This is a genomic window from Phormidium yuhuli AB48, assembly GCF_023983615.1.
Taxonomy (GTDB): Bacteria; Cyanobacteriota; Cyanobacteriia; order Cyanobacteriales; family Geitlerinemataceae; genus Sodalinema; species Sodalinema yuhuli.
In genome coordinates, this window is record NZ_CP098611.1 from 3,807,640 (window position 1) to 3,824,331 (window position 16,692).

At 52.5% G+C, this 16,692-nt stretch carries 17 protein-coding genes; 7 read left to right on the forward strand and 10 right to left on the reverse strand.

Annotated elements, in window-relative coordinates; genetic code table 11:
* The 9 genes from NEA10_RS16310 to petC form a co-directional block, all read right to left on the reverse strand.
* Complete coding sequence (locus NEA10_RS16310) at positions 1–1,134, reverse strand: peptidoglycan-binding protein (RefSeq protein ID WP_252662418.1); 1,134 nt, start codon at positions 1,132–1,134, stop codon at positions 1–3.
* A gap of 73 nt (positions 1,135–1,207) precedes the next feature.
* Positions 1,208–2,236, reverse strand: coding sequence for a Gfo/Idh/MocA family protein (locus NEA10_RS16315; RefSeq protein ID WP_252665383.1), 1,029 nt, complete (start codon positions 2,234–2,236; stop codon positions 1,208–1,210).
* A 257-nt stretch (positions 2,237–2,493) separates the two neighbouring features.
* The gene (locus NEA10_RS16320; RefSeq protein ID WP_252662419.1) at positions 2,494–2,847 is read right to left on the reverse strand and encodes a phenylpyruvate tautomerase MIF-related protein; all 354 of its coding nucleotides are present in this window, start codon (positions 2,845–2,847) and stop codon (positions 2,494–2,496) included.
* Between the two features lie 160 nt (positions 2,848–3,007).
* On the reverse strand, positions 3,008–3,505 hold the full coding sequence (locus tag NEA10_RS16325) for a flavin reductase family protein (protein WP_252662420.1): 498 nt from the start codon (positions 3,503–3,505) through the stop codon (positions 3,008–3,010).
* Positions 3,506–3,617: 112 nt separating this feature from the next.
* The gene (locus NEA10_RS16330) at positions 3,618–4,205 is read right to left on the reverse strand and encodes a DUF1997 domain-containing protein (RefSeq protein ID WP_252662421.1); all 588 of its coding nucleotides are present in this window, start codon (positions 4,203–4,205) and stop codon (positions 3,618–3,620) included.
* 352 nt (positions 4,206–4,557) lie between these two features.
* Entirely contained in the window at positions 4,558–4,827 is a 270-nt protein-coding gene (locus NEA10_RS16335; protein WP_252662422.1) for a YciI family protein, read from the reverse strand.
* A 28-nt stretch (positions 4,828–4,855) separates the two neighbouring features.
* On the reverse strand, positions 4,856–5,701 hold the full coding sequence (locus NEA10_RS16340; protein WP_252662423.1) for an alpha/beta fold hydrolase: 846 nt from the start codon (positions 5,699–5,701) through the stop codon (positions 4,856–4,858).
* A gap of 123 nt (positions 5,702–5,824) precedes the next feature.
* A complete protein-coding gene (petA, locus tag NEA10_RS16345) occupies positions 5,825–6,820 on the reverse strand; it encodes a cytochrome f (RefSeq protein ID WP_374111784.1) in 996 nt (331 codons plus the stop codon).
* Positions 6,821–6,903: 83 nt separating this feature from the next.
* Positions 6,904–7,446 carry a cytochrome b6-f complex iron-sulfur subunit gene (petC, locus tag NEA10_RS16350; RefSeq protein ID WP_252662424.1) on the reverse strand — a complete coding sequence of 181 codons (543 nt, stop codon included), beginning with the start codon at positions 7,444–7,446 and terminating at the stop codon, positions 6,904–6,906.
* A gap of 369 nt (positions 7,447–7,815) precedes the next feature.
* On the opposite strand from petC, the gene NEA10_RS16355 reads away from it, so the two are divergent.
* The 3 genes from NEA10_RS16355 (at position 7,816) to NEA10_RS16365 (ending at position 10,602) form a co-directional block, all read left to right on the forward strand.
* Positions 7,816–8,130: a DUF3067 family protein gene (locus NEA10_RS16355; protein ID WP_252665385.1), complete on the forward strand. Its 315-nt coding sequence runs from the start codon at positions 7,816–7,818 to the stop codon at positions 8,128–8,130.
* A 66-nt stretch (positions 8,131–8,196) separates the two neighbouring features.
* The gene (locus NEA10_RS16360; protein WP_252662425.1) at positions 8,197–9,963 is read left to right on the forward strand and encodes a mechanosensitive ion channel family protein; all 1,767 of its coding nucleotides are present in this window, start codon (positions 8,197–8,199) and stop codon (positions 9,961–9,963) included.
* 87 nt (positions 9,964–10,050) lie between these two features.
* Positions 10,051–10,602 carry a class I SAM-dependent methyltransferase gene (locus NEA10_RS16365; RefSeq protein ID WP_252662426.1) on the forward strand — a complete coding sequence of 184 codons (552 nt, stop codon included), beginning with the start codon at positions 10,051–10,053 and terminating at the stop codon, positions 10,600–10,602.
* Positions 10,603–10,626: 24 nt separating this feature from the next.
* Here NEA10_RS16365 and nagA read toward each other — a convergent pair whose 3' ends face one another.
* Positions 10,627–11,802, reverse strand: a complete 1,176-nt coding sequence (nagA, locus tag NEA10_RS16370; RefSeq protein WP_252662427.1) for an N-acetylglucosamine-6-phosphate deacetylase — start codon at positions 11,800–11,802, stop codon at positions 10,627–10,629.
* 41 nt (positions 11,803–11,843) lie between these two features.
* Between nagA and purE the strand changes: the two genes are divergently transcribed.
* The 4 genes from purE (at position 11,844) to NEA10_RS16390 (ending at position 16,689) form a co-directional block, all read left to right on the forward strand.
* Positions 11,844–12,377, forward strand: coding sequence for a 5-(carboxyamino)imidazole ribonucleotide mutase (gene purE / locus NEA10_RS16375; protein ID WP_252662428.1), 534 nt, complete (start codon positions 11,844–11,846; stop codon positions 12,375–12,377).
* Between the two features lie 369 nt (positions 12,378–12,746).
* A complete protein-coding gene (locus NEA10_RS16380; RefSeq protein WP_252662429.1) occupies positions 12,747–14,261 on the forward strand; it encodes an ammonium transporter in 1,515 nt (504 codons plus the stop codon).
* A 222-nt stretch (positions 14,262–14,483) separates the two neighbouring features.
* Positions 14,484–15,323 carry a GDSL-type esterase/lipase family protein gene (locus NEA10_RS16385; protein ID WP_252662430.1) on the forward strand — a complete coding sequence of 280 codons (840 nt, stop codon included), beginning with the start codon at positions 14,484–14,486 and terminating at the stop codon, positions 15,321–15,323.
* Between the two features lie 151 nt (positions 15,324–15,474).
* The gene (locus NEA10_RS16390; RefSeq protein WP_252662431.1) at positions 15,475–16,689 is read left to right on the forward strand and encodes a 4-hydroxy-3-methylbut-2-enyl diphosphate reductase; all 1,215 of its coding nucleotides are present in this window, start codon (positions 15,475–15,477) and stop codon (positions 16,687–16,689) included.
* The last annotated feature ends 3 nt before the right edge of the window (positions 16,690–16,692 follow it).

A 16,692-nucleotide genomic window follows, 5' to 3' on the forward strand; every position in this document is an offset into this window, starting at 1 on the left:
TTAACGTAATGCGCGTAAAAATTCTCGGGCGATGGCGGCAATATGTTCAGCGCGATCGAGCCAATTGACGATACGGCGGGCACTGACAAAATTTTGTCGCGACCCCAGAATATGGTCATTGAGACTATGGCCCGTATAGGAGCCATCCCGCATTCCTAATACCAGTAAGTCGGCCGCGATATCCTGGTTAGCCGCTAACTCCGGGTTGCCAATCAGGTCAATCCCCAAGCGGCCAGACCAATAGCGATAATTCGCTCGTCCCGTAATCTGTACAAAACCCCGTCCTTTGTAGCGAGGGCCATCTCCGGCATAGATGTTACCCAAATCAGAGCGCCATTCATAGGCCCAGCCACTGGCGAGTTCCGTCATCCACTTGCCCAGATGGGACTCATGTTCAGCGGTGGCCAAGACATAGGCAATCTGCCCTAAGTCGGTGACCCCATAGTCTAAACAGGACTGCAAAATCAAAGGGACTGAATCGCGAGCATAGGCGCGAATATCGGGGTAAGGAATTGAGGCAATAATCCGGGGGACATCAAATTGAGATAAACCACCCTGCCGTTCCGGTTCAAAGACTTCTACCGGGCCATTGACTAACGTTGACCAGGTTTCTCGCCCCACCACTCCGTCCACAAGGAGATTATTGAGGGATTGAAAGCGGCGGACTCCGTCTTCCGTGTTCGGACCAAACTTGCCATCAACCACCTCATTGGCAGGAAAAATGCGGGCCTTAACCAGCAACTCTTGCAGGGTTTTGACCGCATCAGCTAGGTCAGGATGCTGGATACCATCTCCCCGTTGGAGAACCGGATAGCGTTGCACCGGTTGGGGAGAAGGAGAGGGGGCCGGAGAAGGAGAGGGGGTGGGGGAGGGCGAGGGGGTAATGCCTAACTTGCGATCGATGACGGCCCAGGTTTCAGGTCCGACAATTCCCGTCATCTGCAAATTATTCTCCATCTGGAAGATTTTGACTGCCTTTTCTAGAGCCGAGTCAAAACGACCATTGATCGGCTGACTGATGGGCAACAGCCTGAGTTTAATCATAATCCGTTGCAGGAGCTGTACCGGTTCAACAAACTCCTGGGAATCAATGCCATCTCCGGGGCGTAGCAAAGGACGTCTTGCAACAGGCATAAGGTTTAGGGGTAAATAACAGGGGGGCCGCCAATCTTTTGGTCTGGTTATTTGGGTAGATCAATCGTTACCCTTAATGCAACATTGCCCGATTCGAGAGCCATTCCATATCTGGGGAATCCCAGAGTTTGCCATCGAGGGCCATCTGTTCGATGGAACTGGCTAAACGCAGGGCGCGTAGGGCCTGTTCGCCGCCAACAGACGGTTGGTTTCCTCCGCGAACACAGTTGACAAAATGCTCTAATTCTGCGTGGAGGGGTTCAATATTGCTAGTGCGGACTTTTTCGATCAGCCCATCCTGACGATACAACACCTGGCCGTAGTCTGTGGATGTATTGGCGGTGGTTTGACGGTGAATGAGGATTTCGTTGTTGAGGAAATCTGCTTCGGTGAGGGAGGTTTGACAATGGGCCGCAATGGTACGCCGTTTGCGGTGGGTGACTTTGCTGGCCGTGAGGGTGGCGATCGCCCCATTAGCAAAGCCTAAATTAGCGGTGACATAATCCAGGTGGAGCGAGCCGGAAATGCGACTCCCACTGGCGGAGAGGTTGAGGACGCGATCGCCAATCAACTCCAAAATCAGATCGATATCATGAATCATCAAATCCAAGACCACCGACACATCATTGGCGCGATCGGAATAGGGACTCAGGCGATGAGCCTCTAACGCCAACACCTCTTCCGTTTTTAAGACTTTACTGAGTTCTTGAAAAGCTGGATTAAAGCGTTCAATATGGCCCACTTGGAGAATACAACCCGACTCCGCCGCTTGATTGACCAGAGATTCCGCCTCCGATAAGCTTGCGGCAATGGGTTTCTCAATCAGGACATGAACCCGATTCTGTAAACAGGCCATCCCCACCGCATGATGAAGTCGTGTCGGAACCGCTACACAGACTGCCTGCACATGGGGGAGAAGATCGCGATAATCCTCAAAAAACTTAACCCGATACTTACTCGCCGTATCTAAACCCCGGTCTACCTGAATGTCAGCAACCCCCACCAACTCAACATCCTTGAGGAGATTTAATACTCGAGTATGATGTTGTCCCATGTTCCCGACCCCGATTACCCCCATCCGGAGCGGTTCCGGTTGGTTCATCCCCGCCGTGTTGTTCGGATAATTCACAAGTTTAGACTCTGGTGACCTGCATAGATTTGTCCTCTCTCACCCCAACGCGAGAGCATTCAGGTTACAGACTGTTACCTGAAACTACCCAGAATGGTATCACAAGACTTTACATTGAGCCGATGGTGCAGGACGGTTGAGACAACTGTCGCCGCCGCATCTGTTTAGAAACGCGACGGCGACCGAACTTGAAGGGATTTCAGCACTTGAAGGGATTTCAGCCATGGGGGTCAACCAAAGGTCGAACCATTCCACCCCCACATCGCTCCTTTAGCATCGGCAAACTCAATATAGGTTCGTTTACTAGGAACCCCCAGACGAGTCTCAATTTCCTGACAAAAGTCAGCACTCATAGCTTGGGTTTGGGAGGGACTCATCGAGCCAATACTTTTGATTTCAATGAAGCAAACGGGGTCGAGGCTTCCGCCAAAGGTCATAGGGACATCCCCCTCAAAGGCGGTCATCACGTAGGATTCTGATTTCCCCAAATGGCCGGACAGCTTCGAGGACAGGGCCTGTAACATCCCTTCAACGGCAGCTTTATCAGGAGCGGGGGCGGAGGTTTTAACTTGGATTAAAGGCATAGGAAGGCAAGAGGCAAGAGGCAAGGGGCAAGAGGCAAGAGGCAAGAGGCAAGAGAGAACCACGGAGTCACGGAGGACACAGAGGACAAACCCGAGAGCGATTCCCCCGTTTTGCCTTTTATTGGTCGCCCCGACAAGCCGGAACGCATCGCTGGAGAGGTTAGCCGCCGTAGTTCCAGCCGGTGCTTTCGAGGTTGAGGATTTCTCCGTCGCGGTGGATGGCGGCGTTAATGACTTCGCCGACAAAGACGGTGTGATCTCCTTTCTCGACGGAGCCGACTACCTGACATTCTACATAGCCTAGGGAGTCCTTGATAATAGGGCAGCCGGTTTCGGCGGTGTAAAATTCTACATCCTCAAATTTGTTACCCACCCGGCTTTGAGGCTTAAAGAACTTCTGGGCCAGGTCTTTTTGCCCCAGTTCCAGGAAGCTGAGGCTGAACACGCCACTGGACTTGAGCATTGCATGGGAACCGCTATCATTTTTGACACAGTTAACGATTAAGGGCGGTTCAAAGGAGGATTGCATCACCCAACTGGCGGTAAATCCGTTGAGGTTATCGCTGTTGATGTCTTTCACGCCACAGATATAAAGGGCATGGGGAATTTTCCGCAAGAGGGTTTTTTTGGCGGTTTTTTGGTCGTCGGTGTTTAGCATGGTGTTTTTTTAAGAAGGCAAAAGGCAAAAGGCAATAGGCAATAGGGGGAAGAAGGCAAGAGGCATAACCCACCCCTGCCCCTCCCAGGAGGGGATGGCAACAGGCAAGAGGCTAGCTGCTTTGGATGTTGGGCGACATATTGGGGGAGAGGGAGATGGGGGGGTCTTGTTGGGTTTCTCCGGCCCAGGCGCGATAGTCGGCGATGATATGGCGGGTTAAGCGCTGTTTGACTGTGTGTAGGACACTGGCTAATAGGGTGTTACCTGTGGCATCGATGATGGGTTTGGGGGTCAGCCATAAGGCGGGGGGCATATCAACGGCGACCTTGAGGTCGGCTTTCCCGTATAGGGTGGTTTTGCCGTTGTGGGTGTAGGGTTCTAGCCGTCCGACTAAATCTAGGGAGAAGCGTTGGTTAATGTACTCGACGCCGCGAATTTCGCAGCCGACGGAACGTAGCCGCACAGTTCCTTTGGCATCGGCCCAAACCCGCATATCAACGGTGGGCTGGACGGTTAGGGTCAGGAAATGTAGGGGACGCATCTTTAGGCGGAAACAATCGGGGCTGAGAACGTCCACTCGTTTCGGATCGACGAGGGCTTTCACCAGTCGCTGGGGTTGCCGCAGGTAATGCTGAATGGGGACCGGTTGGTCCGGGACGGGAATCTCGACGGGTACAGAGGAAAAGAAGCGGCTACGCATAACATCCGCAAAAAAGCAACATCAAATAAACGGTTCTTAACAAAATTATAGAATTAATGACTCGCTACGGCTATCCCTCTTGAGTTAGAGACGGGAAAGCAGAACCGTAAAACCCTCTCATAGAAAAGACTTTGAGCGGTTCTCCGTGTTTTCCGATCCTACTGCACGGCTTAGACTTCTTTGCCAAAACGTTACATTTTTTAGGGGCGATCGCGCAAATCTTAACAAATCTCCACAAAATCCACCCGACGGTAATGCCTTCCCCTCCTGGGAGGGGTTAGGGGTGGGTTATGCCTCTTGCCTCTTCCTCTGTGTCCTCTGTGCCTCTGTGGTGACCCTCCTGCCTCTCCCCCTAAAACGCCTGAATCCAAGCCTTCACCTCATACTCGGTCCAGATTCCATGTTGCCAATAGGGGTCATTCTCAATCAGCTTGCGAACAGTGGCTTCATCCTCCGCCTCATAGATGCCAAAAACTTGGGTGTTATCCTCCGTCGGCCCAAGGGTGACGAGAACTCCCGATTCTTTCTGTTTGGCTAAGCCGTCGAGGTGAGCTTTGCGGTAGGGTTGTCGCTTTTCCAGGGCATTCTCGCAATAGTTGCCCCAAAGAATGAATTTAGACATGGGTTAATCGTTAAACTAGCAATGGAAGTTAAGATGAGCGGCGCAGAAAAGGAATTAAGGATTTGCCAACGTCCTCGGACCAATGTTCTTGAGGGTAATGAGCGGCTTCTGGGAGACTGATAAACTCCCCATTTTCCAGTTGTTGGGCGAAGCTTTGGGCGGGTTCCGGGGCCAGCCAGGGGTCAACCATGCCCCAAATAACCTGTGTGGGTTGAGTCCAAGACTCGAAGCCGCTGGCAATTTCAGCCATGGCTGTCTTCAACTGAAGATTTTGTAAGGTATAGAGGAGCGATCGCCCTGAATCGGAGGTTTTGAGCCAGGGACGACGATAGACATCTAAATCTTCATCGGGAATGACAAAGCCACTTCCGGCTTCCAGGGTGCGGTCAATCAGTAGGGGGTCCTGAGTCATCATGTCGCCGACGAGGGGAAAACTCATCTGCTTGAGTTTCCAGGGAAGCTTCGCTGTGGGAGACAGAGGTGCATTGAGAATGGCTAGACGGTCAATGCGATCGCGATGGCGTAGGGCATATTGGAGGCCCACTGACCCCAGGAACCCCTGAATCACCAGAGAGATGCGATCGAGTTCCAGAACCTTGAGAAAGCCATCTAAGGCCTCAACAAAGGCATCAGGGGTATAGGCAAAGTCGCGTTTTTGGGGTTTGTGCGATCGCCCAAATCCTAGCCAATCCGGGGCAATTCCCTGTAAGCCCTCGCTGGCTAAATCCGGTAATAAAGCACTCCAACTGTAGCCTAAGGACGGCAAGCCATGGAGGAAGACCACCGGCGGCGCTACCCTGGAGTTGGGGGGATGTACCTCACGATAAAACCAGTCTCCAGAGGGAGTTGTAATAATTTTTTCGTCAACGGCCACAACAAATTTTGAGTAATAGAATTAGCAACAGAATCTAAATTTTAGAAAAAAGGCGTTCCCAACCGAAATTGAAAACGCCCCATCCCTTAAACCATTCGTTTACCATGCCAAATGGCTTATGGCTTAAAAGTCCATTTCGGCGGCCTGAACCTTCTCAACCTGTTTCTTCTTAAGAACCAGCATGATTTGAGACACCGTTACGATGGCAAAGAACGCCAATAAGCCTTGAATCCGGGCGGGATTTTGTAAAACAATCTCCGTATCCTTCTGGCCAAAACCACCCACGTTAGGGTCTGTGGTCAGCACATCACCAGCGGCGACGACATCACCGACCGAGGCCAACATATCCGGACCGGGGGGAATTGACTCAACCACCTCTGACCCATCATCGGTGGTGAGGGTCACGGCATAGCCCCCTTCATCCATCGGCTCAATGGCGGCGATCGTACCAGCATTCTGAGCTTTATAAGCAATATTATTGCTGTTGCTGCCCGTGGGATAGATTTGTCCGCGACCTCGGTTACCGCCAGCATGGACCGAGTACTTGCCAAAGTGAACCGAGGAATCTTGACTGGGGTCAGGAGATAGAACCGGGAAGACCAACTCCTGATAGTTATCCCCTGGCAGAGGACCCACCAGAATCACATTCTCTTGCTCAGGAGTATAGGTTTGGTAGAAGATGCCTTCGGTTTCTTCCTTCAGTTCTTCAGGGATGCGGTCTTCGGGAGCAATTTTAAAGCCTTCGGGGAGCATTAAAACCGCACCGACATTCAGGCCCGCTTTACTACCATCTCCGAGGACCTGCTGCATGGAGGTATCATAGGGAACCTTCACCACAGCCTTAAACACCGTATCCGGGAGAACCGACTGAGGCACTTCCACTTGCGTCGGTTTTTCTGCTAAGTGGCAGTTAGCGCAAACAATACGTCCGGTAGCTTCACGGGGGGTTTCCGGAGCCGTTTGTTGGGCCCAGAAGGGGTAAGCCGCGGCCGTTTGAGGGAACAGGACATCACTGGCAACAAAGACAGCCATGGCCGCCAAACTCACCAGGATTCCTTTCCTCAACTGGGTCATCAAAGGGGCGAACTGTTTTGTCGCCCAAGCACTAGAGTATTTCATCAATTGTGACAACGTTCTCTTCTCTCAATGGCTAGGTTAATTCTCAAAAATATCTCTCCCTGGAGGGGAGAGGTTGGGGGAGCTTAAACCCACCAGGGTTTTTCCTGAGTGCGGAAATCTTCTTCAGTCCACTGGGTGAGAACCACATTATCATCCTCAGCCACATCCACATGGACGAGGGCCAGAGACAGAGGTGCGGGACCGCGAACCACTTTACCCGCTTTGTTGTACTGGGACCCGTGACATGGGCAGATAAACTTCTCTGCACTTGCATTCCAGGGAACCACGCAACCGAGGTGGGTGCAAACCGCGTTGAGGCCATAATCGGCGATCGCCTGTTCGCCTTCAACAACGATATAGGTGGGGTCTCCCTTGAAGCCTTGCGTGAGGACGCGATCGCCCACATTATGTTCAGCCAGGAAGCTACTGGCCTTCACATCATTTCCTAGAGCGTCCTTAGCGACGATACCGCCACCACTGCCACCACTAGAAGGGGGGATAAAGTATTTAACGACGGGGTACAGCGCACCGAGAGCGGTTCCGGTAACTGCACCAAACGTCAGAAAGTTCATGAATTGCCGTCGTCCCATGGAGGGGACATCGGTTGAGCCGGAAGCCTGAGTCATGGAGCTATTTACGTATTATGGTTGTATCTGATTTTGCTTAACAAACGGCATCACCGTTTCATCTGCGCCCCTTATTGTGAGACCACCAATCAGGACGCATACCGTTTGGGATTGTATCGGATCAAGTGTCCCGTCGCGAGCAAAAAAAATGAAAATGGCGCAACACTTATTCATAATACCACGGTGCAGGGGCCAAAAAAGCCAGCAACTCAGGCGAATTGAGTCGTCCTGGAAAATTGAGAATCCCTCTGGCACAATCAGTAAAGAAATGTAAAATACAAGCTCAGTCCCCCGAGCGATCGCCGTCTGTCTGACCCTCGCCCCTCAACATCCCCCATGGCCAACCGCACTAACCACAGCCAACCTATCGTGACTGGACAAGAGTTACAGCAACTACTGCTTGAGAAGTGGGGCTGTTCCTACGATCTGCAACTACGCCGCACCCAGGGCAAAATTTTCCTGCAAGTGATGTGGAAATATCTAGAGCAGGCCTCATTTCCCCGTTCCCCAGAAGACTATGCCAGCCATCTAGATCAGATTGCTGACTATCTCAACGCCTGGAACAGCGCCGACCGAGTTCGCCAATATATTAACGAAACTCGCGAACGTCCCCGACTCGGCAAAGCCGTAAGTATCCCCATCGATCCGGGTCAACGCGCTTCCGAGTGGTTTGTGGACTCCTAAGTCCCAAACGATCGATCTCGAATCCACTGATGTTTTGCAATGAGGTCATCTTGTCCTATGTCAAAGATGCCAATGTTCAGAGTGCGTCGTCTGCGGCACTTAGTTAAATTTATCCTGGTGCTACTGCTTTCACTAGGAACCGTGGTCAGTCTGGTGGGCCTCAGCCCCAATCCAGTCCAAGCCCAAACCCCAATTCCCATTCCCATCGAGCCAGCGCCAGGAACCTCCAACACAGCCCCCGTCCGTCTCAGCGGATTCACGGTGCTGCAAATCTCCTCCCCACCGACTATCCCCGATCAACCTCGGACTATTCCCGAGTTGGAAAAACGGGTGACACAAATTGAGCGTAACCTCAATACCATCATTGAGGATGGCTTCGATGCCGACTCTCTCCAGGTGCGGTATGACATCCTCAATAACCAACCCGTCCTCTCGGCTGAGGACAACGACAACCTGCTCAATCGACAGATTTTGACGGTGACGCAGTTTGACGCCGAAGTTGCCGACACCACCCCCGAACAACTCGCTCAGCAATGGAGTGAGCAGATTCGCGAATCTCTCATTCGTGCTCAAGAAGAACGGCTCCCAGGGGCCCGACAGCAGCGTTGGCGTAATGCTCTAGCCTTGGCGGCCATCATGCTCGTGTGCAGTCCCATCATTTGGTTCTTACAACGGCGAACCACCCGCCATTATCAACACCTGTCACGACAACGGCATCCTGAACACCTACAGCCCCCTCAAGAAACCCTCGGGCCTGAAGGGGAGGTTAGCACAACACGGGCCACCCCACAATTTTTGCGAGCTATCCTGCCACAGATTGTTCTAGAACGGCGGATTAGCATGATTGTTCTGCTGCGACGGGTCTTGCTGTTTCTCCAGTTGGCAGTTTGGATTGGTGGTCTGATTGCCATCCTCTATCAATTCCCCGCAACTCGGGTGCAGGCCGCTTGGTTGCAACGGTTCCCGGTGCAGATTCTGAGTATTTGGTTGTTTGTGGCTGTCGCCAACAAGCTAACGGATCTCTTGTTTGACAACATTTTGCAATCCTGGGTGCAACAAGAATCCCTCAACCCGACCGCTTCCCAACGGTTTATCCTCCGCGCTCCCACCCTCGCCGCGGCCTTAAAGGGCATGACGAGTTTTATTGCGGGGTTGATTGGGGTCATTTGGTTTTTAGCTCTGCAAAACTTCCCCCTCGATTCCCTAATTACCGGGGCGGGGATTTTCGGTGTGGCCCTGACCATTGTTTTTCAGAGCCTGATTAAAGACCTGATCAACGGCATTCTCATTCTCTGGGAAGATCAGTTTGCGGTGGGAGATGTGATTGATGTGGGCCATGGACCGGGGTTTGTGGAATATATGAACCTGCGGGTGACTCGTTTGCGGGGACAAGGGGGACGGCTCAGTACGATTCCCAATAGTCAAATTGAGGTGGTGCATAACTTGACCAAGGAATGGTCTCGCATTGATTTCCGTATTCGCATTAGTCAGGAAGCGGATGCTCTAGAAGCCCTTCAAGTGATGCGTCGCACCATGGAACAGATGCAAGCTGACCCAGATTGGACGGAGGCGATTATTGAACCGACGATATTATCGGGGGTTGAAGGGGTCGATGAACGGGGGACGGAACTGCTGATGTGGACGAAGACCAAACCGCTGCAACAGTGGAATGTGGAACGGGAATATCGCCGTCGCCTTAAACTGGCCTTTGACCAGGCGGGGATTACGATTGCTGTCCCAAAGCAGATGTTATGGTTCAACGAAAGCTCTTCCAAGGCTGAGGAGGAGGGAAATCATCAGTCCTCTCTCAGTCCCGGTCAAGCTAACCGTTAGCATGATAGGGGGATTGGGGGACAATCGGCCCTAGAGCCGGGAAATTGCCCCCCAAGATGTTTTCAAGGAATCAACTCAGGAGTTGTTATGGGACTCAAACTTCATATTGGCGGCAAAGAGGCTCATCCCGACTGGAAAATTTTGGATATCGAGGAGCGGCCCGAGGTGGATTTTGTGGGCGATGCGGCGGATTTAAGTCAATTTGAGGATAATTCCGTTGAAGCCATCTATGCCAGTCATGTTCTGGAGCATTTCCACCATAGTCTGAACAATGAGTTACTGGTGACTCTCGGGGAATGGCATCGGGTTCTACAACCTGGGGGCAAGTTGTTGATCAGTGTCCCCAATTTGCAAACTCTCTGCTGGCTCTATCTCAACCCCAACTTGATGGCGTTTGAACGACTGCATCTGATGAGCATTATGTTTGGGGGACAAACCAATGAGTTTGATGTGCATCGGGTGGGCTTTGATTTTGAGACGTTGGCCATTTATTTGGAAGAAGTGGGCTTTGAGGAGTATGAGGAGTTAACAGAGTTCAATCTGTTTAAGGATTGCAGTAGCCTGCGGATTATGGACACGCTGATTAGTCTCAATATGGCGGCCACCAAAACGGCTAGGGCTTCAGGGGATGAGGAGTAGCTGATTTGAAATCAGTTTGGACCCTTAAGCCTCAACGATCAGGCGTTGACAGTGCCATTGTCCGTCCACCTGTCGCCAACGTAGCAGTTGCCGGGCCGATGCCCCAATTAAATTGCTGGAGCGTCCTAGGGCCCGACGGGGGGCGATGGTGGCTAAGGAAATGGCGGTTTCAATGTCACAGAGACCCCAGTTGACGAGATTTAAGGCTCCCTCTAGGAGCGATCGCGTGGTTCCAGCGAGGGTTCCATCGGGCAGCCGTGCGGTTCCCTGGGTGACTTGAATTTGGCGGCTATCCCAGGGATAGGTCCCATCGCCTAGTCCTAAGGGAGCTAGGGCATCACTCACTAAAAACAGCCGGTCAGCGGCCGCCTTGAGCAATAGGTGCAGCATGGTGGGGCAGATATGTTCTCCATCGGCAATTACTCCACAGGAGATCTCGGGACGCACTAGGGCGGCCCCCAATAAGCCCGGTTCGCGGTGGTGAAGTCCGGGCATGGCGTTAAAGGCATGAGTGACGAGATGGGCCCCTTGGTCAAAGGCTTGATTCGCTTGAGCGGCGTTGGCGAGGGAATGGCCCAGACTGACGTGAATTCCCTGAGACTGTAAGTGGGCGATCGCCTCCCCACTGGGGTCTAATTCCGGTGCAAGGGTCATCAAGCGAACCGTGTTGCTGAAGGGCCCAATAACCTGCTCAAGGGTCTCTGAGGAGAGGGGGAGGAGAAATTCTTGGGGATGGGCCCCCCGTTTCTGGGGATTTAAACAGGGCCCCTCCAGATGCAGTCCCAAAACCTGAGCCGCTTCTTGCGGAGGGGGTTGTTGCGTCATGAAGCCTTCAAAGACCTCTAACGCCCCCCGGAACTTCTCTAGGGAGGTGGTGACGAGGGTGGGGAGATACTCATCAATCCCCGCCTGCCAGAGATAGCGGCTAATGGCGTCTAACTTGGGGCCATCCTCGGAGGTTACATCGGGGAAAGCTAAGCCTAGCGCCCCGTTAATCTGGAGATCACAGCCTCCTAGGGATATCCAGTCTTCATCGCCATCTCGGGGGCTTCCTCGGTCAAGGAGGGATGGCTCTGAGTTCGTCATGGGGGTAATGGCCGTAATGCGATCGCACTCTAGGACAAGCTGCTGCTGTCTGGAGGATGTTCCCTCGGGTCCCTTGTATCCCGGCACATTGCCCCGAATAATCGTTACAGCCATTTAGTTTGATTCAGTCTGAGCAGGACTCAGCTATTGTACCAATGACCTCTTCTGACCCCAAGACCCCACAAATTGGCATCATTATGGGCAGCGATTCCGACCTCCCCACCATGAATGCTGCCCTTGAGATTTGCCAGCAGTTTCAGGTTTCCCATGAGGTGGCGATCGTCTCGGCCCACCGTACTCCTGAACGTCTGGTTGACTACGCGAAAACCGCCCATGAACGGGGATTAAAGGTGATTATTGCCGGGGCCGGGGGAGCCGCTCACCTTCCGGGGATGGTCGCCGCATTAACCCCTTTACCGGTGATTGGGGTCCCCGTTGCCACCCGCCATTTAGGAGGTCTCGACTCCCTCTACTCCATTGTGCAAATGCCTCGGGGAATTCCCGTAGCCACTGTGGCCATTGGCAATGCCCAAAATGCGGGTTTATTGGCGATCCAGATCTTGGGCAGCCATGACGTCTTCCTCCTGCAAAAGGTCCAAGAGTATCGTCAAGACCTGAAAGACTCCGTTCTGCAACGACAGCAGCGACTTGATGAACTCGGAGCCACCGCCTATCTTCAACAGTCATGACACTTAAGTATAAAATCACAAGGTTTTCTGACATCTAAGAGATTTTTGCCCAAGAATCGGCGAATATTCAGCAGTTTCCCGGAAGATTCCGGGCGATCGCCGACAAAATGTAGTGTCTTATACAGAATAAACCCTATGAGAATTGGTGGAATCAGGGTGACTCAATCGCACAACGCCACTTTTCAATCTCTGCGGGAGCGCAAGGGCATACCAGCTTGAGCTTTGGAAGCAATAAGGGATTGCTGAGTGTTCGAGCGCGAGTGTGCTGTGTCGGAAACGGACTGGTTTTTTCCTGACTGCGTCCGTTCACCGTTCTCAGGTTGGTTAAACCGATTGTCCGTTTGCTTAATCTCAATCCAAAGTCTAAACATGACCTCTAAGATTACCCTCAGATCACGACCTGGAGCGACACCAGGACGGGGTCGCGGCAAAAACCGCAACTCATTCCTGGTTAAACTTCTCACCCTTGGACGGCGAGTGCCGATCTATTGGCTGGCCTGTATTCCCCTGACTGCTTTAATTTTAGGCGTTTGGGATTTAGCTGCCACTGCTGCCGATCCCCAGGGAATCGAAATTCTCGAAGAGGTGGATGCTGCCTACGTTCAAGGCGTTCTCAACACCGTTTGGGTTCTCGTCGCCTCCGTTTTGGTTATTTTCATGAACGCCGGTTTCGGAATGCTCGAAACTGGGATGTGTCGTCAGAAAAATGCCGTCAACATCCTCTCAAAAAACCTAATTGTTTTTGCCCTGGCAACCCTTGCTTACTGGGCGATCGGATTTTCCCTGATGTATGGTGAAGGGGCCACCGGCGAAGGCTCCACGGCCTTCATTGGTTTCGGTGGGTGGTTCCTCAGTAGTGGCGACCCAGCCACCTACGGCCTCGATCCCTTCCCAGATGACTTGCCGATTTCTGTTTCCTTCCTGTTCCAGGTTGCCTTTGCAGCCACCGCAGCCACCATTGTCTCTGGGGCCGTGGCGGAACGGATTAAATACGATGCCTTCTTAATTTTTAGCCTCCTCCTAACGGGGATTTTCTACCCCATCTCTGGTCACTGGGTTTGGTCAGGCGACGGGATGCTGACCTCATTTGGTCCGGATGGTGCTTGGGAATTTGGCGACTTTGCCGGTTCCACCGTGGTCCACTCCGTTGGCGGTTGGGCCGCCTTAGTGGGAGCCGCAATTCTCGGTCCCCGTATGGGTAAATACGAAGATGGCCAGCCCCGAGCGATTCCTGGCCACAACATGAGTATTGCCACTCTGGGATGCTTAATTCTCTGGATTGGCTGGTTTGGCTTCAACCCGGGTTCCGAGTTAGCGGCAACTTCCAACATTGCCTATATTGCCGTCACCACCAACCTAGCCGCAGCGGCCGGAGGCGTGACTGGAACCTTTACCTCTTGGTTCCGAGATGGTAAGCCGGATCTGTCCATGACCATCAACGGTATTTTGGCCGGCTTAGTTGCCATTACCGCCGGTTGTGACGTCATGCCTTACTGGGGAGCCGCCCTCACCGGGGCCATTGGTGGTGTCCTCGTGGTGTTCTCTGTCTCCTTCTTTGACCGTGTTGTCAAAATTGATGACCCTGTTGGGGCAATTTCCGTTCACTTGGTCAACGGAGCTTGGGGAACTCTAGCCGTGGGCATCTTTGGCGGTGGTAACTTCATCGCTCAGCTAATCGGTGTTCTGACCATTGGTGGTTTTACAGTACTGATGAGTTTCATCTGCTGGTATGCTGTAGCAGCCATTTTGGGCGGGATTCGTGTCGGCGAAGAGGAAGAGTTCAACGGTCTCGATATCGGGGAACATGGGATGGAAGCCTATCATGGTTTCTTGAAGGAAACGGCGATGGGCAGTATGTCCTCGTCTAAGCCTAGTGGTTCCTAATCCTCGTCGCGACTAAATCGAGGGGATTTTTCCCCACGAGCAACCGGTTTCACTTGTGAGGGTGGAGCCGGTTCTTTTGTGTTCACTCAGCCGTTGCACGGTCTGTTCTGGACTGTCCCTGAGCCTCAAGTTCCTCATTAGATCATGATTTCGGGCTATGCTGTTGCTCCTTGGCTGCAATAACGCACAATGAAAGTTGGACCTGTCTCGCGATCACAGCCTGTGTCTAAAGTATCGAAGCCTATCCCAGCCTGGGGGATTCTGTCCCTTGCGACGAATGGCATCTTGCTAGTCACCGTGACGATTCTGCTGAGCCGGCAACAGGCCAACGAATCGCCTACAGCCCCTGAGAGAACTTCCGTGGCCACGGTGGAGCCGTCTCCCACACCGACACCAACGCCTACCCCAGTTCCCTCCCCCGAACCCCGGGTGGAGGAATTATCCCCAAGCACCTATCAGGAGCGAGTGGAACGCTTACGAGAGGAGGTGGAAGCGATCGCCGCTAATGCTCCAGAACGCCTCTACGTGTTGGCAGGAGACTCCATTACCTTAAGTTTTCCTGAGGAACTACTTCCCCTAGACGTCACCTGGCTTAATCAAGGGATTTCTGGAGAAGGCTCCCAAGGACTTTATGAGCGATTGCCCCTGTTGGATGGTACTCGCCCCGATAGAATTTTTATCATGATTGGCATCAATGATCTGTTACGGGGGGAAGACGATGAGACCATTTTGGAGAACCACCGCCGCATTATCAAGGATATTCTCTGGATTCATCCCAATACCGAGGTCGTGGTTCAATCGATTTTGCCCCATAGCGGCGAGAAGGCGACCTGGGAGGGCCGGGAGAAACTACGAGAGGTCCCCAACCAACGCATTGAACGACTCAACCAACGCCTGGCGGCGATCGCCCAAGTGGAGGGAGCGACCTATCTCAACCTATATCCCCTATTTGTGGATGAGACGGGCTACCTCAACCCAGCTTTGACCACGGACGGTTTACATCTAAACGAACAGGGCTATGAACTCTGGCGTATCGCCCTGATCCTGGCCAACACATTATAGGAATCGCTCAACCTCTGTCCAACCCAGACCCTCAGCAGCTTAGCCTCCCCACCCTTAAAGAATCCCGACCCGATAGCTTGTCCCTAACTCGCTACAATAACAGCATCTGCGATGTGCAGAACAACGATCGCGAACCCCCATTTCATAGACTATGGATACTAAAGCCTTTAAGCGTGCTCTCCAACAATCTGATAACTATCACCGCCGTGGATTTGGACATGAGGTTGAGGTTGAGGGACTACTGCAAACGGAATATCAAAGCGATCTGATTGGTGAGATTCGGGCTAATCAGAACCGCCTCGAACGAGATCAGGTAACCATTCGTCTAGCGGAGGCCTTTGGATTTTGTTGGGGGGTTGAGCGGGCCGTGGCGATCGCCTATGAAACCCGCAGTCACTTTCCCAAAGAGCGGATCTGGATCACCAATGAAATCATTCATAATCCCGGCGTTAACCAACGGCTGCGAGAGATGAATGTAGGATTTATCCAGGTGGTTGAAGGTCAAAAAGACTTTTCCGGAGTGCAACCCGGGGACGTAGTCATCCTGCCCGCCTTCGGGGCGACGGTGCAAGAGATGCAGCTTCTTGATGAACGGGGTTGCACCATTGTCGACACCACCTGTCCCTGGGTGTCCAAGGTTTGGAACAGCGTTGAAAAACACAAGCGACGTAACCATACCTCCATTGTCCATGGCAAATACAAACATGAGGAAACCCTGGCAACCACCTCATTTGCCGATAAGTATCTCGTGGTTCTCAACCTCAAGGAAGCCGAATATGTGGCGAACTATATTCTGCGGGGGGGCGATAAAGCTGAGTTCCTAGAAAAATTTAAAAATGCCCATTCTGAAGGTTTTGACCCCGACCGCGACCTAGGCTGTGTGGGGATTGCCAATCAAACCACAATGCTCAAAAGTGAGACGGAACAGATTGGCAAACTCTTTGAGCACACCATGTTACAAAAATATGGGCCCACGGAGTTCAATCAACATTTCATGTCCTTCAACACCATCTGCGATGCTACCCAGGAGCGTCAAGATGCCATGTTGGAGCTAGTTGAGGAAGACCTGGATTTAATTGTCGTGATTGGTGGCTTTAATTCCTCCAACACGACACACTTACAAGAAATTGCCATCGAGCGCGGCATCCCCTCCTATCATATCGATTGCGCCCATCGCATCGGTCCGGGGAATCGCATTGAACACAAACCCCTGGAACAGGATGAGTTAGAAGTCACAGAAAACTGGCTCCCCGATGGCCATCTAGTGGTCGGAATTACCTCAGGAGCCTCCACCCCAGATAAATCAGTAGAAGAGACCATTCAAAAAATCCTCAATCTCAAGGCCCGAGTCACGGTAACCCCTTAAGGA